Genomic DNA, 24,959 nt, shown 5'->3' on the forward strand with positions numbered 1-24,959 from the left:
GAAAGACCGGACGGGAAATGTCGGAATCTGTATTTGTGACTATGCCAGAGCATGTTGCCATCATCATGGATGGCAATGGCCGTTGGGCCAAGCAGCGCGGCTTGCCGCGCACGATGGGCCATCGCAAGGGCGTCGAGGCGGTACGCGAGACAGTGCGCGCCGCCGGCGCGGCGGGCATAAAATATCTCACCCTCTTCGCCTTTTCGTCGGAGAACTGGCGCCGGCCCGAAGCCGAGGTTTCCGATCTGCTCGGTTTGCTCAAGGCTTTCATTCGTCGCGACCTGGCCGAGCTTCATCGCCAGAATGTGCGCATCAAGGTGATCGGCGACCGCCACAGCCTGCGCAGCGACATTCTCGGCCTGCTGCTCGAGGCGGAGGAGACGACGACGGACAATACGGCGCTGACTCTGGTCATTGCCTTCAACTACGGCTCGCGCGATGAAATCTCCCGCGCCGTGGTGAGCCTGGCGAAGGATGTCGAGGCCGGTCGGCTGCGGGCGCAGGACATCACGCCTGCGCTGATCAACGCTCGTCTCGACACGGCGGGCATTCCCGATCCGGATCTCATCATCCGCACCAGCGGCGAGGAGCGGCTTTCCAATTTCCTGCTCTGGCAGGCCGCCTATTCGGAATTCATCTTCGTTCCGGAGTATTGGCCGGATTTCAGCCCCGAAATCTTCCGCTCGGCGCTGGAGAAGTTCGCCTCTCGCGACCGGCGCTTCGGCGGCCTGTCGTCGCAGGCGGCTGCGGTTGGCACCTGATGCAGCAGGAACTGAAACTTCGCATCGTTTCAGGACTGATTCTCGCAGCCACCGTTCTTGCTGCCACCTGGTACGGCGGCCTTGCCTTCCGCATCCTGGCGGTCGTGATCGGACTGCTGATCTATTATGAATGGTCGCAAATAACAGGCGTCGCGCGTGACTGGGTCGCCAATGTCGTCGGCTGGATCGGCGAAGCGGCGATCGCCTTCCTCGTGCTTGTCGGCAATTTCGAATTCGCCGCCGGCATGCTGGCCGGCGTCACCGCTGTCGGCATCGCCCTGATCATCCTGCACGGCACGAGTCGCTGGCTGCCGGTCGGCCTCTTCTATGCCGGTGCCACAGGCCTGGCGCTCGCCGCGATCAGAAGCAACGACCAGCCCGGTCTTTACGCCATGCTTTTCGTATTTGCTGTCGTCTGGGCGACCGATATCCTCGCCTATTTCGTCGGCAGGGCGCTCCGGGGACCGAAGCTTGCCCCATCGATCTCGCCGGGAAAGACATGGTCTGGCGCAATCGGAGGCGCCGTTTCCGCGGTCGCAGCCGGCGTCCTTCTCGCTCATTTCCTCCTTCCGGGCACCGAAGTCGTCGCTGCCGGCGTGGCACTCATCCTGTCGGTCTTCAGCCAGTCGGGCGATCTTTTCGAATCCTTCATCAAGCGAAAATTCGGTGTCAAGGATTCGAGCCGTCTCATTCCGGGCCATGGCGGCGTCATGGACCGCGTCGACGGACTGATTTTCGCCTGTTTTGCGGCGTTCTTGCTTGCTACACTATTTTCCCTGATAAAAGGGGCTGGCATGACGTCGCTCGGAGCGGCATTGTTCGGCCTCTGATGACGCGGCAGCCTGACGGAAGGAACCCATGGACGCGATGACCGGCATATACGCATTTGTGATGGGGAACATCGTCACCTTCATCCTGGTGCTCTCGCTGCTCGTCTTCGTGCATGAGATGGGCCATTACCTTGTCGGGCGTTGGAGCGGCATCCGTATCCTTGCATTTTCGGTCGGGTTCGGTCCGGAGCTATTCGGATTCACCGACCGCCATGGAACACGCTGGAAGATCTCCGTGATCCCGCTTGGCGGTTACGTCCGCTTCTTCGGCGACGAGGATGCGTCGAGCAAACCGGACAGCGACAAGCTCGCCGCCATGTCCGAGGAGGAGAGGGCACGCTCCTTTGCCGGCGCCAAGCTGTGGAAACGTGCCGCGACTGTCGCAGCCGGTCCGATAGCCAATTTTCTGCTGGCGATCGCCATCTTCACTGTTCTCTTCACCGTCTATGGCCGCATGATCGCCGACCCGGTCGTCGCCGAGGTCAAGCCGGAGAGCTCGGCCGCCGCCGCCGGCATCCTTCCCGGCGACCTCCTGGTTGCCATCGATGGCGGTAAGGTCGAGACGTTTGAGGATGTGCGCCGCTATGTGGGCATGCGCCCTGGCCAGAGGATTGTCGTCACAGTCGAGCGCGGCGGCCAGAAGCTCGATGTGCCGATGGTGCCCCAGCGCGTAGACCAGACTGATCAGTTCGGCAACAAGATGGAAGTCGGTCAGATCGGCATCGCCACCGACAAGAACGCCGGCAATTTCCGGCTGCAGACCTACACGCCGCTCCAGGCGCTGCGTGAGGGCGTGATCGCCAGCGGACAAATCGTCACGGACACCTTCAAATATATTGGCAACATCTTCAGCGGATCGATGCGGGCCGATCAGCTGGGCGGACCGATCCGTGTGGCACAGGCTACCGGCCAGATGGCAAAGCTTGGCCTGGGGGCAGTGTTGCAGCTTGCTGCGGTGCTGTCGGTTTCGATAGGATTGCTTAACCTGATGCCGGTTCCGGTACTTGATGGCGGCCACCTGATGTTCTATGCGGTGGAAGCGGTCAGAGGAAAACCGCTGGGTGCCAAGGCCCAGGAAATTGCATTTCGTATAGGCCTGGCAATGATATTAACATTGATGGTTTTCACGACCTGGAACGACATCAGCCTGAGCTGAAGGTAAACGCGCAAGGCAAGGGAATTACTATTTATTTACGATGTTTCAAGGCTGTAGTGGCGAATGGGTCACGCTTGGAAATGAAGTAAACAGAAATTAACGGCCTCCCTTGCTTGTATGTCAAAAGCGGGTAAAACGACACACGTGACCGGAATCGGGTTCTCCCGGGGACGGGGACGAGGGAAAAAAGGTAATAGGTGAAATGAAGGCTGGTTCAAAGTTTTTGAACGCAGTATCGGCGGTTGCGCTGTCTGCTGGTGTTGTTGCTTCGGGCGCAGGTGCTGTGACGTTCGTTTCTGCTACGGCCGCTGAGGCCGCGGTCATTCAACGCATCGATGTGCGTGGCGCAAGCCGCGTCGGCGCGGAAGCCGTCCGGTCGAACCTCACCATCACGCCCGGCAAGAGTTTCTCGAACACTGATATCGATAACTCGGTCAAACAGCTTTACGGCACGGGCTACTTTTCCGACGTGAAGATTTCGGTTTCCGGCGGCACGCTCGTTGTCAATGTCCAGGAGGCCCAGCTCGTCAATCAGGTCGTCTTCAACGGCAACCGTAAGATCAAGGACGACAAGCTCGCGACGATCGTCCAGACGCATGCTGCCGGTCCTTACAGTGACACGCAGATCCAGTCCGACATCCAGGCGATCAAGGATGCCTATGCTGCCACCGGCCGCAGCGAAGTCGAAGTGACGACGCAGGTGGTGCCGCTCGGCGAGGGCCGCGTCAATCTCGCCTTTGTCATCAACGAGGGCGATCGCACCAAGATCGATTCGATCAATTTCGTCGGCAACAACGCCTACAGCGCCGGCCGTCTGGCTGCCGTCATTAATACCAAGCGCTCGAACTTCCTTTCGTTCCTGACCCGCAAGGACGTCTACAACGAAGACAAGCTTCACGCCGACGAGGAAGCGCTGCGCCAGTTCTATTATAATCGCGGCTATGCCGATATGCGCATCGTCTCTTCCGATGCCAGCTTCGACGAGGCGACCAACAAATACACGCTCACCTTCAATATCGAGGAAGGTCAGCGCTACGACTTCGGACCGGTGACCGTCCAGTCGACCGTCGAAGGCGTCGGCTCCGATCAGCTGCTGCCGCTCGTGCGCACGAAGGAAGGCCACGTCTATAGCGCCAAGGAAGTGCAGAAGTCGATCGAAGCGATCTCTGATCAGGTCGCGTCGGCCGGTTATCCCTTTGCGCGCGTCACGCCGCGCGGTAACCGCGACCTCAACAACAATACGATTGGCGTCGAATATCTCGTCGACCAGGGCGAGCGCGCCTATGTCGAGCGCATCGAGATCCGCGGCAACAGCCGTACGCGCGACTACGTCATTCGCCGCGAATTCGACATGAGCGAAGGCGACGCCTTCAATCAGCAGATGATCACCAAGGCCAAGCGCCGCCTGGAAGCGCTCGGTTACTTCTCTTCCGTCAATATCTCCACCCAGCCGGGCAGTTCCCCGGACCGTGTCGTGGTGGTGGTCGACGTGCAGGATCAGTCGACCGGTTCGTTCGGTGTCGGCGCTGGTTATGCCGCTGGCGGTGACGGTCTGCTGCTCGAAGCATCAATCGAAGAAAAGAACTTCCTTGGTCGCGGTCAGTACATCCGCATCTCGGCCGGCGGCGGTCAGGAAGGCTCGCGCGCCTACGGCGTCAGCTTCACCGAACCCTATTTCCTCGGCTACCGCCTGGCGGCGGGCTTCGACGTCAACCACAGCGAAACGTCGAGCAACGACAATTACGACTACGAGGAAACCAGCGTCGTTCTGCGCGTCACGGCGCCGATCACCGAAGATCTGGCGACGACTTTCCGCTATAACTACAAGCAGATGAAGTACGACGCTGACAACAGCGATCTTTCCGATCTGTCGGCTCCGTATCAGCACCTGGTTGAAGACAGCCCGTGGACACGTTCTTCCGTCTCGCAGACGCTGACCTATAACACGCTCGATGACACAGTTCTGCCGCGCGAAGGCATCTACGCGACGGCGACGCAGGAAATTGCCGGCCTCGGGGGCGACTCGCAGTTCTACAAGATCTACGGCAAGGCCCGCTATTACCACCTGCTCGCCGACGATGCAGATATCATCGGCTCGGTTTCGGCGTCGGCCGGTTATGTGGTCGGCTTCGGCGAGCACCTGAACGTCTTCGACCAGTTCACGCTGACCAATGGCGACATTCGCGGTTTCGAGAACAAGGGTATCGGTCCGCGCGTCAGGGGTGACAACGACGATCCGCTGGGCGGTACGACATACTTCACCGCATCGGCCGAAGCGACTTTCCCGATGCCGGGCTTCCCGCGCGACTTCAACCTGCGCGGCGCGGTCTTCGCCGACGCCGGCACGTTGTTCGGCAACGACGTTGACCTGAGGGGCGACGGTATTGAGGGCGAAGACGCCTCGTTGCGCGCTTCCGTTGGTGTCGGTGTCGTTTGGCAGTCCCCTTTCGGTTCATTGCGTCTGGATTACGCAATCCCGGTCCTCAAGGAAGACTTCGACAAGACGCAAAACTTCAAGTTTGGCATCAACAACCAATTCTGATATCGGCAGTCCGGAACTGTAAGACTCAATTCCGTTCTGGAGCATTGCCGATGGAGCAAAACGTTTTCTTTCTGCCCCATGAAGGTCTGAAGCTCGCTGAGCTGGCAGAGTTTCTTGGGGCGGAACTCGCCAATTCCGATCATTCCGATGTCATCGTCAGGTCCGTCGCCCCCATCAGCAGGGCGCGGGCGGGCGATGTCTGCTATATCCTGTCGCGCCGTAACCGCGAGGAGTTTGCCACATGCGAGGCCTCGGCGGTGATCTGCGATAAGGCGCTTGCCGATGTCGTTCCTCCGCACCTTCCGGTTATCCTCTCGTCTAATCCGCATGCTGCCTTCGCGATGGCGGGCGGCCTGTTCTACCCGGCAGCATTGCGCCCGGTCGCAATTTCGGGTGAAAGCGAGATTGCTCCGAGCGCAGTGATCGACCCGAGCGCCAAACTTGAAAAGGGCGTGATCGTGGAACCGCTGGCCGTTATCGGTCCGCATGCCGAGATCGGGGAGGGAACGCGCATCGGCGCGAACAGCGTCATCGGCCCGGATGTCAAGATCGGCCGGGATTGTTCGATTGCGGCTGGAGCGAGCATTCTTTGTGCGCTGATCGGCAATGGCGTCGTCATCCACAATGGCGTTCGGATCGGCCAGGACGGTTTTGGTTACGCACCAGGGCCGCGCGGCATGATCAAGATCGTTCAGATTGGCCGGGTGATCATCCAGGACAATGTCGAGATCGGCGCCAACACCACCATCGACCGCGGCGCCATGGACGATACGGTGATCGGCGAGGGGACCAAGATCGACAATCAGGTCCAGATCGGCCACAACGTTCAGATCGGTCGCCATTGCGCCATCGTTTCGCAGGTCGGAATCGCCGGCAGCACGAAGATCGGCAATGGCGTTCAGATCGGCGGCCAGGTGGGAATCAAGGGGCATGTGACGATCGGTGACGGCGTGCAGATCGCTGCTAAAAGCGGTATCATGACTGACCTTGCCGCGGGCGGACAATATGGCGGTATACCTGCACGTCCGCTAAAAGACTATCTGAGAGAGGCCGCGCAACAGGTGTCGAAGTCCAAGTTGCGCGGGAGGAACCCTGGAGGCAAGCAAAATGACTGAGGAAGCCACGACGACGCTTTCTTCGGCTGATATTACCGAGATCATGAAGCTGCTGCCGCATCGCTATCCGTTTCTCATGGTCGACAAGATCATCGAGATCGACGGCGACAACACCGCGATCGGCATCAAGAACGTCACGGTGAATGAACCACATTTCACCGGCCATTTTCCGGAAGCGCCAATCATGCCCGGGGTTTTGCTGATCGAGGGCATGGCTCAGACGGCGGGTGCCATCTGCGCCAAGAAGGAAGGTCAAACCGGCAACCTCGTCTACTTCATGACAATCGAGAATGCGCGCTTCCGTAAGCCGGTCGTGCCCGGCGACCGCGTCGAATTCCATGTCAAGAAGAACAAGCAACGCGGCAATATCTGGAAATTCCACTGCGACGCCAAGGTTGACGGCGCACTTGTCGCCGAAGCTGATATCGGCGCGATGATCGTTCGTAAGGATCAGGCATGAGCAATATCGCCGAAAGCGCCCGTATTCATCCGATGGCTGTCGTCGAAGACGGGGCTACCATCGGCGAGGGCGTCAAAATCGGTCCTTTCTGCCATGTGGGGCCGCATGTCGTCCTGCATGCGAATGTTGAGCTCCTGGCGCATGCGGTCGTCACTGGCCGCACCGTGGTCGGCAAGGGCACGCGCATCTTTCCGATGGCCGTCGTCGGCGGTGATCCGCAGAGCGTGCATCACGGCGGCGAGGATACGACGCTGACGGTCGGCGCCAATTGCACGATCCGTGAAGGTGTGACGATGAACACCGGCACGGCCGATTTCGGCGGCCGTACGATCGTTGGCGACAACAACCTTTTCCTTGCAAACTCCCACGTCGCGCATGACTGCCGGGTCGGCAACCATGTGATCATGTCGAACAACGTCATGCTCGCCGGCCATGTCGTCATCGAGGATCGCGTCATCCTGGGTGGCGGCTCGGCTGTTCACCAGTTCACCCGCGTCGGCCGCCACGCCTTTGTCGGCGGCCTGTCGGCGGTGAGTTACGATGTCATTCCCTATGGCATGCTGAACGGTAATCCCGGTCTGCTGGGCGGCCTCAATGTCGTCGGCATGACGCGGGCCGGCATCGACCGCGCCGTCATCCACCGGGTGCGCCGCGCCTACAAGGCGATCTTCGAAGGAACGGGCTCCGTGCGCGAAAACGCCGCCGCGATCCGCGATGAATATGCCGATTGCGAGCAGGTCGTGCAGATCCTCGACTTCATTGCAGCCGACAGCGACCGCGCACTGTCCTCGCCGACGCGGGGGCAGAAGGGCTAGGCCGTGGCTTTAACAGGCGACACCGCTGCGGGCCGGTTGGCGATCATCGCCGGCGGTGGCCTTCTGCCTTCCTATGTCGCTGAAGCCGCCCGCGCAGCTGGCGAGAATCCCGTTATCGTCGCGCTGAAGGAGGAGAGTGATCCACGCTGGGAGGGCTATGATCACGCCGTTATCGGCATCGGCGATTTCGCCGCCCTTGAGGGTCTCTTCAACCGATATGGCGTCGGACGTGTGGTGATGTCGGGAAGTGTGCGCCGCCGGCCGGAATGGCGCGAGGTGCGCCCGACGTTGCGCATTCTGATGAAGGTCCCGGCCGCCATTCGCACACTGCTCTCCGGCGGCGATGATACCGTTCTGCAGATGGTGATCCGGTTGATCGAGGGGAACGGCCGGCGCGTAGTCGGTGCCCACGAGATCGCCCCCGACCTGCTCGCTTCCGTTGGTCCGCTTGGGGCCGCCGCGCCCGGCGAGGAAGACCGGCGCGATATCAGCCAAGCCGCCAATGCCGCCGAGACGCTTGGCCGGCTGGATGTCGGGCAGGGTGCAGTCAGCATCGGCGGGCGCGTCGTCGCGCTGGAAGGACTTGAGGGCACAGATGAGATGCTGGACCGTGTCGCCGGGCTCAGGGCTGCCGGACGAATCTCGCCGCGCCGCCGCGGCGTGCTCGTCAAGCTCTGCAAGCCGCAACAGGACATTCGCGCCGACCTGCCGGCGATCGGCGTTGCCACAATCCTGAACGCTGCGAAAGCCGGCCTTGCCGGCATCGCGATCGAAGCCGGTCGCTCGCTGGTGCTTGATCGGGCCGCAGTCATCAGCGCCGCCGACGAGGCTGGGTTGTTCGTTTGCGGCATCGACCGCGGTCTGCCGGCATGGGGGCTCGAATGAACGGGGTGCCGCTGAAGATCGCCGTCATCGCCGGGGAAGTGTCGGGCGATCTGCTCGGCGCCGATCTCATCGCGGCGCTGAAGCGGATTTACAGCGGACCGGTGGAGCTTGTCGGCGTTGGCGGCGAGGGGCTGCAGGCGGAAGGATTGAAATCCCTGTTCGATTTTTCCGAGCTGTCCATCATGGGGATCACCCAGGTGCTGAGCCGGCTGCCAAGGCTGTTTGGGCTTATCCGCCGAACCACGGCTGAGATCGTCGCCGCAAAGCCGGATATCCTTGTCATAATCGACAGTCCCGATTTCACCCATCGCGTCGCCAAGCGTGTGCGCACCGCGTTGCCCGATCTGCCGGTCGTCAATTACGTCTGTCCGAGCGTCTGGGCCTGGAAGGAATATCGCGCCACGCGCATGCTCGGCTACGTCGATCACGTGCTTGCCGTCCTGCCCTTCGAACCGGCAGCCATGCAGCGCCTCAATGGGCCGGCGACAACCTATGTCGGGCATCGTCTGGTCGCCGATCCCGCGCTGCTGGAGACACGTCGCCTGCGTCTGGGAAGGCAGCCAGGCAATGGCCCGATCCTGCTTCTTCCCGGCTCACGCTCCTCCGAAATCCGGAAGCTTCTGCCTTACTTCGAGGTCGCCACGAATGAACTCGTCGCCCGCAACGGGTCGATGCGCTTCATTCTGCCGACGGTGACGCACAGGCAAGCGCTTGTCCGCGAAATGACGGCGGGGTGGGCGGTAAAGCCGGAGATCGTCGTTGGCACGCAAGCAAAATGGAAAGCCTTTGCCGAGGCCGATGCAGCCATGGCGGCGTCCGGAACCGTTATTCTCGAACTCGCGCTTGCCGACGTTCCCGTCGTCTCTGCCTACAAGGTCGACTGGATCATGCGCATGCTAACATCGGGCATCAAGACCTGGACCGGCGCGCTGCCGAACCTGATCGCCGATTACCCGGTCGTGCCGGAATATCTGAACGATGTCGTTCGAGGCGCAAGCCTTGCACGTTGGATGGAGAGGCTGTCGGCCGACACCTATCAGCTGAAGGCGATGAAGGAAGGCTACGAGCTCATCTGGCAGCGCATGCAGACGGAAAAGCCGCCTGGCGAACATGCCGCCGAAATCCTTCTCGACGTTTTGAAAAAGAAAAAACCCGGCCATTCCTGACCGGGTTTATTTTGAGCTCTGAAGCGATCAGCGCTTGGAAACCGGGATGTAGTCGCGCTTGGGTTCGCCGACATAGAGCTGGCGCGGACGGCCGATGCGCTGTTCCGGATCCTCGATCATCTCGTTCCACTGGGCGATCCAGCCGACGGTGCGGGCAAGCGCGAAGAGCACGGTGAACATGGTCGTGGGGAAGCCCAGCGCCTTCAGCGTGATACCGGAATAGAAGTCGATATTCGGATAGAGCTTCTTCTCGATGAAATATTCGTCGGTGAGCGCGATGCGCTCCAGCTCCATCGCCACTTCCAGCAGCGGATCGTCCTTGATGCCGAGTTCGCCGAGCACTTCATGCGTCGTCTTCTGCATGATCTTGGCGCGCGGATCGTAGTTCTTATAGACGCGGTGACCGAAGCCCATCAGGCGGAACGGATCGTTCTTGTCCTTGGCGCGGGCGATATATTCCGGAATGTGGTCGACCGTGCCGATCTCGTTCAGCATGTTGAGCGCTGCTTCGTTGGCGCCGCCATGGGCGGGGCCCCAGAGGCAGGCGATGCCGGCGGCGATGCAGGCGAACGGATTGGCGCCCGACGAACCGGCGAGGCGCACGGTCGAGGTCGAAGCGTTCTGCTCGTGATCGGCATGCAGGATGAAGATGCGGTCCATGGCGCGGGCAAGCACCGGATTGACTACATATTCCTCGCAGGGGACGGCAAAGCACATGCGCAGGAAGTTCGAGGCGTAGTCGAGGTCGTTCTTCGGGTAAACGAAGGGCTGGCCGATATGATACTTGTAGGCCATGGCGGCCAGCGTCGGCATCTTGGCGATCATGCGCAGGCTGGCGACCATGCGCTGGTGCGGATCGGTGATGTCTGTGGAGTCGTGATAAAAGGCCGACAGCGCGCCGACACAGCCACACATGACAGCCATCGGATGCGCATCGCGGCGGAAGCCGGTGAAGAAGCGGCTCATCTGCTCGTGCACCATGGTGTGATGCGTGACGCGATAGTCGAAGTCCTTCTTCTGCGCGGCCGTCGGCAGTTCGCCGTAAAGCAGGAGGTAGCAGACCTCAAGGAAATCGCCATGTTCGGCGAGCTGCTCGATCGGATAACCGCGGTGCAGCAGCACACCTTCGTCGCCGTCGATATAGGTGATTTTCGATTCACAGGATGCGGTCGAAGTGAAGCCCGGATCGTAGGTGAAGGAGGCGGTGTTCTTGTAGAGAGCACCGATATCGATGACGCTCGGGCCGATCGTGCCGCTTTTGACGGCGAGGTCGACCGATTTGTCACCGATTTTTATTGTTGCGCTTTGATCCGTCATGCTGATCCTCCGAAATGTCGGTGGCGCCACAAAAGCGCCATAGGGGTTAAGCGTCCTTTGCGATAGCTATATGATCGCGAGGCTAATGCCAAGTTACCGTGACGCCATTTTGTGCATTGCGGCATCACCTTTTAGGCACTGCAGCGATGAGCCGCACGCATAGCGGAAGCCGATGATTCGACTGGTCTTTTGCCGCTCGCGATTTTCCCTCATATTTCAAGCGATTATTCTTGCCGGATTTACTCGAAGGTTGCATTCTGGGGCATGGCGGGGTGATCTTGGGCGGCGCATGCAGGAAACAACGACAGCCGAATTGCGGCCGCAAGCGGGCGTCGGCCTTGCCGATCCCGCGCCTTCTCTTGCGCCTGCAGCGGGGAAGCGGCTGGTAACGACGCAGTCCTCGGTCCATTTGCGACACCGGCTAACGTCCGCCATCTTACAAGTATCGCGTGCCGGCGCCCGAATGCTGAGCGAGGAGGTGGACTATGGCCGCCTGCTCTTGTTCTCGCCGGTTCTCCTCGGCGCCGGCTCGGCCCTTTGGTTTCTGGCGGCGACCGATATCCCGGTCGGCCCATTGCTGCTCGGCCTGTCGGCGTTGACGGTTGCGGTCCTCGTCGCCTGCAGCGGCCGGCCGGTTTTGCAGATAACGCTTCTGGCGCTTGCGCTTGTAGTAAGCGGCATGCTCTGCTCGCAGTTCGAGAGTTGGCGGGCGTCGACTGTCATACTCGATTCATCGGTGACGACGACGGTGACCGGCCGCGTCGAGCGGCGTGAAGGCGACGACCGCGGGCGGTGGCGCTATATTCTTGCCGTCGCCGGCACTGCGGAGCCGGAGGTTAAGCGGCCGCCGAGGCGTATAACCGTGATCGCCCGCGGCGCCGATGCGCCTTTCGAGATCGGTGACATCATCACCGGCAGGGCACGGCTGACACCGCCGGCGGGCCCGGCGCTGCCCGCGCTTAACGATTTTTCCTTCGGTGCCTATTTCGATGGCATTGGTGCGAACGGCTTCTTCTACGGCGCGCCGACGAAGCTCGATCCGCAGGTGGAGCCGCCGGGGGCGAGATGGACTTCCGATGCTCTGCTCGAACGGCTCTATCGGCTACGCAGCGGCATCGGCGATCGCATACGCTCGATCCTGCCCGGCGACACGGGCGCTTTTGCCGCCGCTCTCGTGACGGACGAGCGGCGCGCCATTTCAAATGAGACGACAGAGGCGCTGCGTCAGTCGGGCCTTGCCCACATCATCGCTATATCAGGTCTCAACATGGCACTGTCGGCCGGCATCTTCTTCGTCGGCTTCCGGATGCTGCTCAGCCTCTTTCCCGGCGTCGCCCAGGCACATCCGACCAAGAAGTTCGCCGCCGCCGGCGCGCTCATCGCCGTCTCGGCCTATTTCCTAATCTCGGGTTTCGCCGTCTCGGCAGAACGCGCCTTCATCATGATGGCCATCATGCTGGTTGCCGTCTTCTTCGACCGGCCGTCGATCAGTCTGCGCAATGTCGCTCTTTCCGCCCTTGTTATCATCGCAATTTCGCCCTCCGAAGTCCTGGGCCCGAGCTTTCAAATGTCCTTTGCCGCGACCTTGGCACTGGTATCGGTTTATCAGCTGTGGAAGGACCGGCCCGTTCGCCAAAACGCCTTGCTGAAAATGCCGGCCCTGCGCCCAGTTGTTGCCGTCGTGCGTTTCTTCGGCGGCGTTTTCCTGACCTCGCTCATCGGGGGCTTTTCGACGGCGCTGTTTTCGATCGAGCATTTTCATCGGCTGACGGCCTATGGGCTCCCCGCAAACCTCGCAACCATGCCGATCATCTCCTTCATAGTCATGCCGGCCGGGCTGTTAGCGATGCTGCTCATGCCTTTCGGCCTGGATACCTTACCCTGGAAGGTGGTCGGATTCGGCCTCGATCTGGTGATCGCGGTGGCAAAGACGATATCCGGCTGGGGCGGGAATATCGACATCGGTCGTTTGCCCGGCTGGTACTTCTCGGTGGCCGTGGCAGGTTTCCTGCTGATGAGCCTACTGCGGACGCGCCTGCGCCACGTGGGGACCGCCCTTATCGCCGTCTCGACGGTTACCGTCTTGGTTCTACCGGCATCCCGGCCACCCCATCTGGTGATTTCGGAAGATGGCGCTCTCGTCGCAGTCGTCGCCACGGCCGCGCTCGCCTCCAACCGTGAAAGGCCATCGGACTTCATCTTCAGCCAGTGGCAGAGAGCGCTGGTTCTGCCGACGCACCATCCGCCGAAAATGTTGGATGGTCCTGCAGTCCCGGAGGAAAAAGACAGGCGCCTCAGGCTTTCCCGCGAGCAGCAGAACGAAGCGAGGATCGCCATCCGGACGGCCGCAGCGGAGGGTGAGGCGGAGCGTTTTTCCTGCGTAAAGAAAGCCTGGTGCACAGCGAGGCTTGCAAATGGTCACGTCGTCACCGTCATCGAGAATGCCGCCTATCTCGGCCCGGCCTGCGATGCCGGCGATATCGTCGTGACGTCGGTGCGCCTGCGCTTCGCCAGCTGCCGCTCGGGTGCGGCGCTGTTTACCGGCGAGACGCTGCGCAGGACCGGTTCGCTCGAATTGCGTTTCGCCGACAGTGGCCTGGAGGTCACCACCGCCTTCGATGCTTTGTCGCGACCATGGAAGCGCCATCGCGCCTATGATTGGCGCAACGACCGTTTCATCGATTCCGGCCCGTCCAGCGTCAGTGATAGCGGCGGATGAGGCCGACGAGCTTACCCTGCACCTTGACGCGGTCGGGCCCGAAAATGCGGGTCTCGTAGGCCGGATTGGCGGCCTCGAGCGCGATCGAGGCACCCTTGCGGCGGAAACGCTTCAGCGTTGCTTCCTCGTCATCGACGAGGGCAACGACGATATCGCCGGGACTGGCGGTGCTGCCGTTGCGGATGATCACGGTGTCGCCGTCGAAGATGCCTGCGTCGATCATCGAATCGCCCTTGACCTCCAGCGCATAGTGCTCACCGGAGCCAAGCATATCTGCGGGAACGACGATGTCGTGCGTGTTGTTCTGGATCGCCGAGATCGGAACGCCGGCGGCGATACGTCCCATGACCGGCACGGAGATGGAGTTGCCATTGTCGGCGACCGGCTTTGGCGCAGCGGGGGCGGCGACCGGCTGGGGCTTGCCAAGGCTGCCCTCGATGACGCTCGGCGAAAAACCGCGACGCGGTTGAAGGCTGGGATTATAGGCCTCCGGAAGCTTGATCACCTCGAGCGCCCGGGCGCGGTTCGGTAGGCGGCGAATGAAGCCGCGTTCCTCCAGCGCCGTGATCAGCCGGTGGATTCCGGATTTCGAGGCTAGATCCAGGGCGTCCTTCATTTCGTCGAAAGAAGGAGGAACGCCGGATTCTTTCATGCGCTCATGGATGAAAAGGAGAAGCTCCTGTTGTTTGCGCGTGAGCATCGACGTCAGACCCCGTGATTGAAACAAATCCAGAACAGACACTATCTGTTCCATATGTGTTCCGCAAGTAGCTAAATTTCCGTAAAACTTCGCGCCAACTCGTCGAGATTCTTATTTTCATTGGCCGGATTGGCACACACGTCTTGCATTGAGGGGAGTGCTGTCGCACATCTCTTGGCGTGTCAGGAGGGATATCATGATCGCACATTCCGCTAAGCCGCATCCGCTGGATCACGTGGTACTTCCGGTCGTCGATATCGAGCTGGCGCGCGAAAGGCTCGGCAAACTCGGCTTCACCGTCGCCGCCGATGCGCGTCATCCCTTCGGAACGGAGAATGCCTGCGTCTTCTTCGCAGACAAGACGTATATCGAGCCGCTTGGTGTGGCGAGCGTCGAGGAGAGCGAGGCAGCGGCCCGCCAGGGCAACGTCTTCATCGCCCGCAATCGCGCCTTCCGCTTCCGCTGCGGCGAGGAGGGACTTTCGGCGCTGGCCTTTCTCACCGAGGATGCCGGCCTGGATCATCGGCGATTCGTCGGCAACGGAGCGAGTGCCGGCGAGATGTTGCAGTTCAGCCGGCCGCTGCGGATGCCCGACGGTTCGGAAAGCGTCGGCAGCTTCAAACTGGCCTTTTCAGGCGATCTGCGCGCTCCCGACTTCTTTCTCTTTACCTGTCAGCGCATCAATGCCTTCCCCGCCGATCGCGGCACGCTGGAGACACATGCCAATGGCGTGACCGGCATTGCCGAAATCGCGGTTTGTACGCCGGACCCGGCGGCATTTGCCGCCTTCGTTGGTCTTGCGGTCGGGCAAACGGCGGTGGAGAAAACCGGTTTCGGCATCAAGATCGCCGCCTCGAATGCCAAGATCAGCCTGATGACACCGGAAGGGCTGGAGGCTTATTTCGAGCTTGTCGTTTCCGCCGCCGATCGTGGCCTGCGCGGTCAGGCAATCCTTTTCAGCGTCGCCGATCTTGCCGTGACAGAAGCGCATTTGGCTGCTAACGGGGTGACATACACACGCAAGAACAACCGCATTCTGGTGAAGCCCACGCCCGGGCAGGGCGTGCTTTTTGCCTTCGAGGAACCACGATGAGCACTGATACCAATTCCGAGGTCAAGATTGGCGAAGGCGAAGGCCAGGTCACCTTTTCCAATGCAGGCCGCCTGTCGTTGATCGCCGGCCCCTGCCAGATGGAGAGCCGCGATCACGCCTTCATGGTCGCCGGCACACTGAAGGAGCTCTGCGCAAAGCTCGGCGTCGGCCTCGTTTATAAGAGTTCATTCGACAAGGCGAACCGCACCTCGCTCTCGGCCGAGCGCGGCATCGGGCTTGAAAAGGGCATGGAGGTCTTCGCCGACCTGAAGAAGGAATTCGGCTTTCCCGTCCTGACCGACGTCCACACCGCCGAGCAATGCGCCGAGGTGGCGGAGGTGATCGACGTTCTGCAGATCCCCGCCTTCCTCTGCCGCCAGACCGATCTTCTGATCGCCGCCGCCCGCACCGGCCGCGTCGTCAACGTCAAGAAAGGCCAGTTCCTCGCCCCCTGGGATATGAAGAACGTCCTGAAGAAGCTTAATGCCAGCGGCAATCCGAACGTGCTGCTGTGCGAGCGCGGCGCCTCCTTCGGCTACAATACGCTGGTTTCCGACATGCGCTCGCTGCCGATCATGACGGCGATGGGCGCGCCCGTCATTTTCGATGCGACCCACTCCGTCGCCCAGCCAGGCGGGCAGGGCGAATCCTCGGGCGGTCAGCGCGAATTCGTCGAGACGCTGGCACGCGCAGCAGTGGCGACTGGTATTGCCGGCGTCTTCCTCGAAACACACCAGGACCCTGACAACGCACCGTCCGACGGCCCGAACATGGTCTATCTCAAGGACATGCCGCGGCTGCTTGAGAAATTGCTTGCGTTTGATGCGGTCGCCAAGGCCTGACCTTCAACAGGATGACATGATCGTGGTCTAGGCCACTTGGGAACGCCGATTCGAAGGCTGATAATTGCGGCATTGTAATTTACACGCCTTCGATTATGACAGGCTTCGAACGTTTGATCACCCACCGAGCAGGAAGAATCCATGACTGCAATCACCGATATCATCGCCCGCGAGATCCTCGATAGCCGTGGCAACCCCACCGTCGAAGTCGACGTCTATCTCGAAGACGGCAGCATGGGCCGCGCGGCCGTTCCCTCGGGCGCGTCGACGGGCGCGCATGAGGCGGTCGAGCTCCGCGACGGCGGCAAGCGCTATCTCGGCAAGGGCGTCGAAAAGGCCGTCGAGGCCGCCAACACCGAGATCTTTGACGCGATCGGCGGCATCGACGCGGAAAACCAGATCCAGATCGACAACATCATGATCGAGCTGGACGGCACGCCGAACAAGTCGCGTCTCGGCGCCAACGCTATCCTCGGCGTGTCGCTCGCCGTCGCCAAGGCGGCCGCCCAGGCCTCCGGCCTGCCGCTCTACCGTTATGTCGGCGGCGCTTCCGCCAGCCTGCTGCCGGTGCCGATGATGAACATCATCAATGGCGGCGCTCATGCCGACAATCCCATCGACTTCCAGGAATTCATGATCCTGCCGGTCGGCGCTGATACGATCGCCGAAGCCGTGCGCATGGGTTCGGAAGTTTTCCATACGCTGCGCAAGGAACTTGCAGCACAGGGCCACAACACCAACGTCGGCGACGAAGGTGGTTTCGCACCGGGCCTGAAGAGCGCTTCGGAAGCCCTCGACTTCATCGTCAAGTCGGTCGAGAAAGCCGGCTACAAGCCGGGTGAGGACATCTACCTCGGCCTCGACTGCGCCTCGACGGAATTCTTCAAGGACGGCAAATACGTCCTCGAAGGCGAAGGCCGCACGCTCGAATCGGGCGCCATGGCCGAATATCTGGCCGAACTCGCCGCCAAGTACCCGATCATCTCGATCGAGGACGGCATGGCCGAAGACGACTGGGACGGCTGGAAGGCGCTGACCGATCTGGCCGGCAAGAAGATCCAGCTCGTCGGCGACGATCTCTTCGTCACCAACTCCGCCCGTCTTCGCGACGGCATCCGCATGGGTGTCGCCAACTCAATCCTCGTCAAGGTCAACCAGATCGGTTCGCTGACGGAAACGCTCGATGCGGTCAATACGGCGCACAAGGCGGCCTACACCGCGGTCATGTCCCACCGTTCCGGCGAGACCGAGGATTCGACCATCGCCGATCTCGCGGTTGCCACCAACTGCGGCCAGATCAAGACCGGTTCGCTGTCGCGTTCCGACCGCCTCGCCAAGTACAACCAGCTGATCCGCATCGAGGAAGGCCTCGGGCCCCAGGCACAGTATGCCGGCCGCTCGATCATCCGCGGCTGATCGGATCTGAATTCAACGGCTTAACCCGCGCCCTCCCGGCGCGGGTTTTTTATTGCTTGATTTTTACGGTCAACGAACGGTTAATCTCTGCGCATTATACTGAACGAATTGGTAATGCGTTCAAGAGCATACGTGTATGTGGACAAAGCATCATAAGAAGAGAAAGCTCGGCCGCTTCGTCATTCCAGCCATGACGGTCGCCTTCCTCTCCTATTTCGGTTATCATTGCATTCACGGTGATTACGGCCTGCGGGCGACGGAGACGTTCGAGCACCAGCGCGTCGCGCGTGAAAAAGAACTTGCGATCTTGAAGGCGAAGCGCGAACATCTGGAAAATCAGGTCGCGCTCCTCAGTGATGGCTCGCTCGACAAGGATATGCTGGACGAAAAAGCGCGCTATCAGCTGAATATGTCGCGCGCCGACGAGATCGTCATATTCAACCATTATTCCAATTAACCTGAATTCGGTTAATTGGGATTTTTTAAGTATTTCCAATGGTTTAGTGACGAATACGAGCCATGCAATTATGGCATTGCTGTGGTCATATTTCTTCCCTATGGTACGCGCCATCGAGAAACGACAAACCCATAGGGAGGGTTGAATGGCGCCGCGAAAGACCGCGACCGTTTCCAGCCGCAAAACTGCAGCAAAACCAGCAGCCAAAGCATCGAATGGAGGCCCGGTAGCCGACTTCGATCGGGATGAGGAACTCAAGGCCTATCGCGAGATGCTACTGATCCGCCGCTTCGAGGAGAAGGCCGGCCAGCTCTACGGCATGGGCTTTATCGGCGGCTTTTGCCATCTCTATATCGGTCAGGAAGCTGTCGTCGTCGGCATGCAGATGGCGCAGAAGGAGGGCGATCAGGTCATCACCGCCTATCGTGACCACGGCCACATGCTGGCAACCGGCATGGAAGCGCGCGGCGTCATGGCGGAACTGACCGGGCGCCGCAGCGGCTATTCCCACGGGAAGGGCGGCTCGATGCACATGTTCTCGAAAGAAAAGCACTTCTATGGCGGTCACGGCATTGTCGGCGCCCAGGTTTCGCTCGGAACCGGTCTCGCCTTTGCCAACCATTACCGTGGCAACGGCAATGTCGCAATCGCCTATTTCGGCGACGGCGCCGCCAACCAGGGCCAGGTCTACGAGAGCTTCAACATGGCGGCTCTCTGGAAGCTGCCGATCGTCTATATCGTCGAGAACAACCGCTACGCCATGGGCACGTCGACCGCCCGCGCCACCGCGCAGTCGAACTACTCGTTGCGCGGCTCCGGCTTCGGCATCCCCGGCATCCAGGTCGACGGCATGGACGTGCGCGCCGTCAAGGCGGCGGCCGACGAGGCGCTCGAACATTGCCGCTCCGGCAAGGGGCCGATCATCCTCGAAATGCTGACCTATCGTTACCGCGGCCACTCCATGTCGGACCCGGCGAAGTACCGCACGAAGGAAGAAGTGCAGAAGATGCGCTCCGAGCAGGATCCGATCGAGCAGGTCAAGGCACGCCTTATCGAAAAGGGCTGGGCGTCCGAAGATGATCTGAAGGCAATCGACAAGGATGTCCGCGACATTGTCGCCGACAGCGCCGATTTCGCCCAGGCCGATCCGGAGCCGGATGCATCCGAGCTCTACACCGACATTCTGCTCTAATTCGGGGAGGGAACCCATGCCTATCGATATCCTCATGCCCGCCCTTTCTCCGACGATGGAAGAAGGCACGCTGTCCAAATGGCTGAAGCAGGAAGGTGACAAGGTCACCTCTGGCGACATCATTGCCGAAATCGAGACCGACAAGGCGACGATGGAAGTCGAAGCCGTCGACGAAGGCGTCATCGGCAAGCTGCTCGTCGACGCCGGCACCGAAGGTGTCAAGGTCAACACCAAGATCGCCGTGCTGCTGCAGGATGGCGAATCGGCGGACGCGATTTCCACTGCTCCCGCTGCTCAGCCGGCTCCCGTCGCTGCTCCGCAGGTTGCCCAGGAAGAAAAGCCAACGAATACGGGTTCGGCTGCCGCTCCCGTTCCCGCCGAGCCGAAGGCTGCCGTGCCGAACGACCCGGAAATCCCTGCCGGCACCGAAATGGTGTCGATGACCGTGCGCGAAGCGCTCCGCGACGCCATGGCCGAAGAAATGCGCGCCAGTGATGACGTCTTCGTCATGGGCGAGGAAGTCGCCGAATATCAGGGCGCCTACAAGGTCACCCAAGGCCTGCTGCAGGAATTCGGCCCCCGCCGCGTCATCGATACGCCGATCACCGAACATGGTTTTGCCGGTGTCGGCGTCGGCGCCGCTATGGCCGGCCTTCGCCCGATCGTCGAATTCATGACCTTCAACTTCGCCATGCAGGCGATCGACCACATCATCAACTCGGCCGCCAAGACGCTCTACATGTCCGGCGGCCAGATGGGCGCTCCGATCGTCTTCCGCGGCCCGAACGGTGCAGCAGCTCGCGTCGGCGCCCAGCACAGCCAGGATTATGCGGCCTGGTACAGCGCCATCCCCGGCCTGAAGGTCGTCATGCCCTACACGGCATCCGACGCCAAGGGCCTGCTGAAGGCTGCAATCCGCGATCCGAACCCGGTGATCTTCCTTGAAAACGAAATTCTCTACGGCCAGCACTTCGACGTGCCGAAGCTCGATAATTTCGTCCTGCCGATCGGCAGGGCCCGCATCCATCGTTCGGGCAAGGACGCCACGGTCGTCTCCTTCGGCATCGGCATGACCTATGCGACGAAGGCGGTTGCCGAACTCGAAAAGATCGGCATCGACGTCGAACTGATCGACCTTCGCACCATCCGCCCGATGGATCTTCCGACGGTCATCGAATCGGTCAAGAAGACCGGTCGCCTAGTCACCGTCGAGGAAGGTTATCCGCAGTCTTCCGTCGGCACCGAAATCGCCACCCGCGTCATGCAGCAGGCCTTCGACTATCTCGATGCGCCGATCCTGACGATTGCGGGCAAGGACGTGCCGATGCCTTACGCCGCCAATCTCGAAAAGCTGGCGCTTCCGAACGTCGGCGAAGTCGTCGATGCGGTGAAGGCCGTTTGCTACAAATAAGGGGAGGGTATCTCGATGCCGATCAATATCACGATGCCCGCCCTCTCTCCGACCATGGAAGAAGGCAATCTGGCCAAGTGGCTGGTCAAGGAAGGCGACAAGGTCAAGTCTGGCGATGTGATCGCCGAGATCGAGACCGACAAGGCGACGATGGAAGTCGAAGCTGTCGATGAAGGCACGGTCGCCAAGCTCGTCGTTGCCGCCGGCACCGAAGGCGTCAAGGTCAATGCGCTGATCGCCGTTCTCGCGGCCGATGGCGAGGATGTCGCCGCTGCCGCAAGCGGCGCGGGTTCCGCTGCTCCGGCCAAGGCTGAGGCTGCATCTGCGCCGAAAGCCGACGCTGCGCCAGCGAAGGCTGAGGCCGCTCCGGCCGCGGCACCGGCACCTACCGCTGCACCCGCGGCCGTTTCGGCTGGTGGCAACCGCACCTTTTCTTCGCCGCTCGCACGCCGCCTGGCCAAGGAAGCCGGCATCGACCTTTCGGCCGTCGCCGGTTCTGGTCCGCATGGCCGCGTGATCAAGAGCGATATCGAAGCTGCCCTTGCCGGCGGCGCCAAGCCCGCTCCGGCGCCTGCCGCTGCTTCGGCTCCGCAGGCTGTCGCGCCGGCTCCTGCCGCCGCGCCGAAGGGCGCTTCCGATGATGCCGTTCTCAAGCTGTTCGAGCCGGGCTCCTACGAGCTCGTCCCGCATGACGGCATGCGCAAGACGATTGCCCGGCGCCTGGTCGAGTCGAAGCAGACGATCCCGCATTTCTATGTCAGCGTCGATTGCGAGCTCGATGCGCTGATGGCGCTGCGCGCCCAGCTCAACGATGCGGCGCCGCGCAAGGAAAACGCGCCGGCCTACAAGCTCTCGGTCAACGACATGGTGATCAAGGCCATGGCGCTGGCATTGCGCGACGTTCCGGACGCCAATGTGTCGTGGACCGACAGCAACATGGTCAAGCACAAGCACGCCGACGTCGGCGTCGCCGTCTCGATCCCCGGCGGCCTGATCACCCCGATCATTCGCAAGGCCGAACAGAAGACGCTGTCTGCCATCTCCAACGAGATGCGCGATCTCGGCAAGCGCGCCAAGGACCGCAAGCTGAAGCCCGAGGAATATCAGGGCGGCACCAGCTCGGTCTCGAACATGGGCATGATGGGCGTCAAGAATTTCGCCGCCGTCGTCAACCCGCCGCATGCGACGATCCTCGCAGTCGGCGCCGGGGAGCAGCGGGTCGTCGTCAAGAACGGCGAAATGGCGATTGCCACCGTGATGTCGGTGACGCTGTCAACCGACCATCGTTGCGTCGACGGTGCGCTCGGCGCCGAGCTCCTCCAGGCCTTCAAGGGCTACATCGAAAACCCGATGGGCATGCTCGTCTAATAGCGAAGCGGAGGCGGAAATGACCAAGACCGTTCTTTGCTATGGTGACTCGCTGACCTGGGGTCATGACCCCGAAAACATCGGCCGTCACGAGTACAAGAATCGCTGGCCGAGCGTGCTTCAGGCGGCGCTCGGCAGCGAGGCGCGTATCATCGCCGAAGGGCTGAACGGTCGCACCACCGCTTTCGACGACCACCTCGCCGATTGCGACCGCAACGGCGCGCGCGTCCTGCCGACGATCCTGCAGACGCATGCGCCGCTCGACCTCGTCATTCTTCTGCTCGGCACCAACGACATGAAGCCGGTCGTGGCGGGCTCCGCCTTTGCCGCCTGCCAGGGCATCAGCCGGCTCGTGCGGCTGATCCGCAATCACGCCTGGCCCTTCGAATTCGACGGGCCGGAGATCCTGATCGTCGCGCCGCCGGCGATCTGCGCGACGGGCAATGTGCCCTTCGCGGCGTCTTTTCCCGGCGGAATCGAGGAATCGGCAAAGCTCGCAACGCTCTATCGCGATCTTGCCGACGAGCTCGGCTGTGGCTTTTTCGACGGCAATTCCGTCGCCAAGACCACGCCGATCGACGGCATTCATCTCGATGCGGAGAATACCCGTGCATTGGGACGCGGGCTGGAATCCATCGTGCGGATGATGCTGGGGATCTGAGGCTGATGACCGCCTTCATCGCGCTGCGGCAGGCCTCCCGGCGCGATGCCTCGGAGCTGGCGATCCTGGCAGATATCGCATCGCATGGCTTTGCTTCCTGGCTCTGGTTTGCCGATGTTGCGAATGGTGTGACCGACACGCCTTTGGAGCTGGGGCGGCTGAAGATGAGCGATGAGGAGGCCACCGGCGGTTGGCGGGATGCCGCGATCGCCGAGGCTTATGGGGAAGTTGCGGGCGTGGCGATCGGCCATGTGCTGGATGAAGCCATAGAGGGTGTCGAGGCGACGATCGCCGCGACCGAGCCGATGCTCGCCTTGCAGAAGACGGTGGTGGGAAGCTGGTTTATCGGCAGTCTCGGCGTCTATCGCCATCTGCGCGGCATCGGGATCGGGAGAAGGTTGCTGGAGGATCAGATCGATAGGGCCGATCGCCGGCCTGTCTGTCTCATTACCGCAAGTGATAACGAGGCGGCTCTGTCGCTTTATGGAAGAAACGGATTCTCGGAGGCTGCGCGCGCTGACGCCGTGCCGCTCTTCGAAAACAGCAAGAGACACGCGTGGGTGCTCATGACCCGCAGCGCAGCGTAAACAAAGGGCAGGACACACATGGCTGAATCCTACGACGTCATCATCATCGGTTCCGGTCCCGGCGGCTATGTCGCCGCCATCCGCGCCAGCCAACTCGGCCTCAAGACGGCGATCGTCGAGCGTGAGCATATGGGCGGCATCTGCCTGAACTGGGGTTGCATCCCGACCAAGGCGCTGCTGCGCTCGGCCGAGGTGCTCGACCATGCCAACCACTTCAAGGATTTCGGCCTTGTCCTCGAAGGCTCGGTGAAGCCGGACGCCAAGGCCGTCGTCGGCCGCTCGCGCGCCGTCTCCGCCCGTCTGAACGCCGGCGTCGGCTTCCTGATGAAGAAGAACAAGATCGACATCATCTGGGGTGAGGCGAAGCTTACGAAGCCTGGTGAGATCGTCGTCGGCAAGTCGTCGAAGCCGGTCGTCGAGCCGCAGCACCCGCTGCCGAAGAACGTCAAGGGCGAGGGCACCTATACCGCCAAGCACATTATCATCGCCACCGGCGCCCGTCCGCGTGCGCTGCCGGGTATCGAGCCGGATGGCAAGCTGATCTGGACCTATTTCGAGGCGCTGAAGCCGGATGCACTGCCGAAGTCGCTGATCGTCATGGGCTCGGGCGCGATCGGCATCGAATTCGCCAGCTTCTACCGCTCGATGGGCGTCGACGTCACGGTGGTGGAGGTCATGCCGACGATCATGCCGGTCGAGGATGCTGAAATCACCGCCATCGCCCGCAAGCAGCTGGAAAAGCGTGGCCTGAAGATCTTCACCAGCGCCAAGGTCACCAAGGTGGAGAAGGGTGCCGGCAGCATCACCGCCCATGTCGAGACGTCAGACGGCAAGGTGCAGCAGATCACCGCCGACCGGATGATTTCGGCCGTCGGCGTTCAGGGCAATATCGAAAATCTCGGCCTCGAGGCGCTCGGCGTCAAGACTGACCGCGGCTGCGTCGTCGCCGACGGTTACGGCAAGACCAATGTCGCCGGCATCTATGCAATCGGCGACGTCGCCGGCCCGCCAATGCTGGCGCACAAGGCCGAGCATGAGGGTGTCGTCTGCGTCGAGAAGATCGCCGGCCTGCCGAATGTTCATCCCACCGATAAGGGTAAGGTCCCGGGCTGCACCTATTGCAATCCGCAGGTCGCTTCCGTCGGTCTCACCGAAGCTAAGGCCAAGGAGCTGGGCCGCGATATCCGCGTCGGCCGCTTCTCCTTCGCCGCCAACGGCAAGGCGATCGCGCTTGGCGAAGATCAGGGCATGGTGAAGGTGATCTTCGACAAGAAGACCGGCGAGCTGCTCGGCGCCCATATGGTCGGCGCCGAAGTCACGGAACTCATCCAGGGCTTCGTCGTCGCGATGAACCTCGAAACAACCGAGGAAGAGCTGATGCATACGATCTTCCCGCATCCGACCGTGTCCGAGACGATGAAGGAAGCGGTGCTCGATGCTTATGGTCGTGTGCTGAACGCTTGAGA

The 24,959-nt window shown here is 61.4% G+C and carries 22 protein-coding genes; 20 read left to right on the forward strand and 2 right to left on the reverse strand.

The window, feature by feature from the left end; translation table 11 throughout:
* Positions 1-17 precede the first annotated feature (17 nt).
* The 9 genes from RHE_RS09790 (at position 18) to lpxB (ending at position 9,730) form a co-directional block, all read left to right on the forward strand.
* Positions 18-761 carry an isoprenyl transferase gene (locus RHE_RS09790; protein WP_042118361.1) on the forward strand — a complete coding sequence of 248 codons (744 nt, stop codon included), beginning with the start codon at positions 18-20 and terminating at the stop codon, positions 759-761.
* The gene (locus RHE_RS09795; protein ID WP_011425196.1) at positions 761-1,591 is read left to right on the forward strand and encodes a phosphatidate cytidylyltransferase; all 831 of its coding nucleotides are present in this window, start codon (positions 761-763) and stop codon (positions 1,589-1,591) included. Before RHE_RS09790 ends, RHE_RS09795 begins: the two co-directional genes overlap by 1 nt.
* 28 nt (positions 1,592-1,619) lie before the next feature.
* Positions 1,620-2,747 (forward strand): RIP metalloprotease RseP, encoded by a 1,128-nt coding sequence (gene rseP, locus RHE_RS09800; protein ID WP_011425197.1) that lies wholly within the window; start codon positions 1,620-1,622, stop codon positions 2,745-2,747.
* A 202-nt stretch (positions 2,748-2,949) separates the two neighbouring features.
* Positions 2,950-5,289, forward strand: a complete 2,340-nt coding sequence (bamA, locus tag RHE_RS09805; RefSeq protein ID WP_011425198.1) for an outer membrane protein assembly factor BamA — start codon at positions 2,950-2,952, stop codon at positions 5,287-5,289.
* 50 nt (positions 5,290-5,339) lie between these two features.
* Entirely contained in the window at positions 5,340-6,404 is a 1,065-nt protein-coding gene (gene lpxD / locus RHE_RS09810) for a UDP-3-O-(3-hydroxymyristoyl)glucosamine N-acyltransferase (protein WP_011425199.1), read from the forward strand.
* Positions 6,397-6,864 (forward strand): 3-hydroxyacyl-ACP dehydratase FabZ, encoded by a 468-nt coding sequence (fabZ, locus tag RHE_RS09815; RefSeq protein ID WP_011425200.1) that lies wholly within the window; start codon positions 6,397-6,399, stop codon positions 6,862-6,864. Before lpxD ends, fabZ begins: the two co-directional genes overlap by 8 nt.
* Positions 6,861-7,679 (forward strand): acyl-ACP--UDP-N-acetylglucosamine O-acyltransferase, encoded by an 819-nt coding sequence (lpxA, locus tag RHE_RS09820; protein ID WP_011425201.1) that lies wholly within the window; start codon positions 6,861-6,863, stop codon positions 7,677-7,679. The genes fabZ and lpxA overlap by 4 nt, the downstream gene beginning before the upstream one ends.
* 3 nt (positions 7,680-7,682) lie before the next feature.
* Positions 7,683-8,564, forward strand: a complete 882-nt coding sequence (locus RHE_RS09825; RefSeq protein WP_011425202.1) for an LpxI family protein — start codon at positions 7,683-7,685, stop codon at positions 8,562-8,564.
* Complete coding sequence (lpxB, locus tag RHE_RS09830) at positions 8,561-9,730, forward strand: lipid-A-disaccharide synthase (protein ID WP_011425203.1); 1,170 nt, start codon at positions 8,561-8,563, stop codon at positions 9,728-9,730. Before RHE_RS09825 ends, lpxB begins: the two co-directional genes overlap by 4 nt.
* A gap of 27 nt (positions 9,731-9,757) precedes the next feature.
* Here lpxB and gltA read toward each other — a convergent pair whose 3' ends face one another.
* On the reverse strand, positions 9,758-11,047 hold the full coding sequence (gene gltA, locus RHE_RS09835) for a citrate synthase (protein ID WP_008526864.1): 1,290 nt from the start codon (positions 11,045-11,047) through the stop codon (positions 9,758-9,760).
* Between the two features lie 289 nt (positions 11,048-11,336).
* Between gltA and RHE_RS09840 the strand changes: the two genes are divergently transcribed.
* Positions 11,337-13,766, forward strand: coding sequence for a ComEC/Rec2 family competence protein (locus RHE_RS09840; RefSeq protein ID WP_042118363.1), 2,430 nt, complete (start codon positions 11,337-11,339; stop codon positions 13,764-13,766).
* Here RHE_RS09840 and lexA read toward each other — a convergent pair.
* Positions 13,747-14,466: a transcriptional repressor LexA gene (gene lexA / locus RHE_RS09845; protein ID WP_042119239.1), complete on the reverse strand. Its 720-nt coding sequence runs from the start codon at positions 14,464-14,466 to the stop codon at positions 13,747-13,749. The genes RHE_RS09840 and lexA overlap by 20 nt on opposite strands.
* 196 nt (positions 14,467-14,662) lie before the next feature.
* Between lexA and RHE_RS09850 the strand changes: the two genes are divergently transcribed.
* The 10 genes from RHE_RS09850 (at position 14,663) to lpdA (ending at position 24,957) form a co-directional block, all read left to right on the forward strand.
* Positions 14,663-15,559, forward strand: coding sequence for a VOC family protein (locus tag RHE_RS09850; RefSeq protein ID WP_011425206.1), 897 nt, complete (start codon positions 14,663-14,665; stop codon positions 15,557-15,559).
* Positions 15,556-16,401, forward strand: a complete 846-nt coding sequence (kdsA, locus tag RHE_RS09855) for a 3-deoxy-8-phosphooctulonate synthase (RefSeq protein ID WP_011425207.1) — start codon at positions 15,556-15,558, stop codon at positions 16,399-16,401. Before RHE_RS09850 ends, kdsA begins: the two co-directional genes overlap by 4 nt.
* Positions 16,402-16,542: 141 nt before the next feature.
* Positions 16,543-17,817 carry a phosphopyruvate hydratase gene (eno, locus tag RHE_RS09860; RefSeq protein WP_004678645.1) on the forward strand — a complete coding sequence of 425 codons (1,275 nt, stop codon included), beginning with the start codon at positions 16,543-16,545 and terminating at the stop codon, positions 17,815-17,817.
* Between the two features lie 136 nt (positions 17,818-17,953).
* On the forward strand, positions 17,954-18,274 hold the full coding sequence (locus tag RHE_RS09865) for an FtsB family cell division protein (RefSeq protein ID WP_011425208.1): 321 nt from the start codon (positions 17,954-17,956) through the stop codon (positions 18,272-18,274).
* 145 nt (positions 18,275-18,419) lie between these two features.
* Positions 18,420-19,466, forward strand: coding sequence for a pyruvate dehydrogenase (acetyl-transferring) E1 component subunit alpha (pdhA, locus tag RHE_RS09870; RefSeq protein WP_011425209.1), 1,047 nt, complete (start codon positions 18,420-18,422; stop codon positions 19,464-19,466).
* A gap of 16 nt (positions 19,467-19,482) precedes the next feature.
* A complete protein-coding gene (locus tag RHE_RS09875) occupies positions 19,483-20,877 on the forward strand; it encodes a pyruvate dehydrogenase complex E1 component subunit beta (RefSeq protein ID WP_011425210.1) in 1,395 nt (464 codons plus the stop codon).
* Between the two features lie 15 nt (positions 20,878-20,892).
* The gene (locus RHE_RS09880) at positions 20,893-22,245 is read left to right on the forward strand and encodes a pyruvate dehydrogenase complex dihydrolipoamide acetyltransferase (RefSeq protein ID WP_011425211.1); all 1,353 of its coding nucleotides are present in this window, start codon (positions 20,893-20,895) and stop codon (positions 22,243-22,245) included.
* Positions 22,246-22,264: 19 nt separating this feature from the next.
* A complete protein-coding gene (locus RHE_RS09885; RefSeq protein WP_011425212.1) occupies positions 22,265-22,906 on the forward strand; it encodes an SGNH/GDSL hydrolase family protein in 642 nt (213 codons plus the stop codon).
* A gap of 5 nt (positions 22,907-22,911) precedes the next feature.
* Entirely contained in the window at positions 22,912-23,493 is a 582-nt protein-coding gene (locus RHE_RS09890; protein ID WP_011425213.1) for a GNAT family N-acetyltransferase, read from the forward strand.
* An 18-nt stretch (positions 23,494-23,511) separates the two neighbouring features.
* Positions 23,512-24,957, forward strand: a complete 1,446-nt coding sequence (gene lpdA / locus RHE_RS09895; protein WP_011425214.1) for a dihydrolipoyl dehydrogenase — start codon at positions 23,512-23,514, stop codon at positions 24,955-24,957.
* Positions 24,958-24,959: the final 2 nt, after the last annotated feature.

It is taken from the genome of Rhizobium etli CFN 42, from assembly GCF_000092045.1.
GTDB lineage: Bacteria > Pseudomonadota > Alphaproteobacteria > Rhizobiales > Rhizobiaceae > Rhizobium > Rhizobium etli.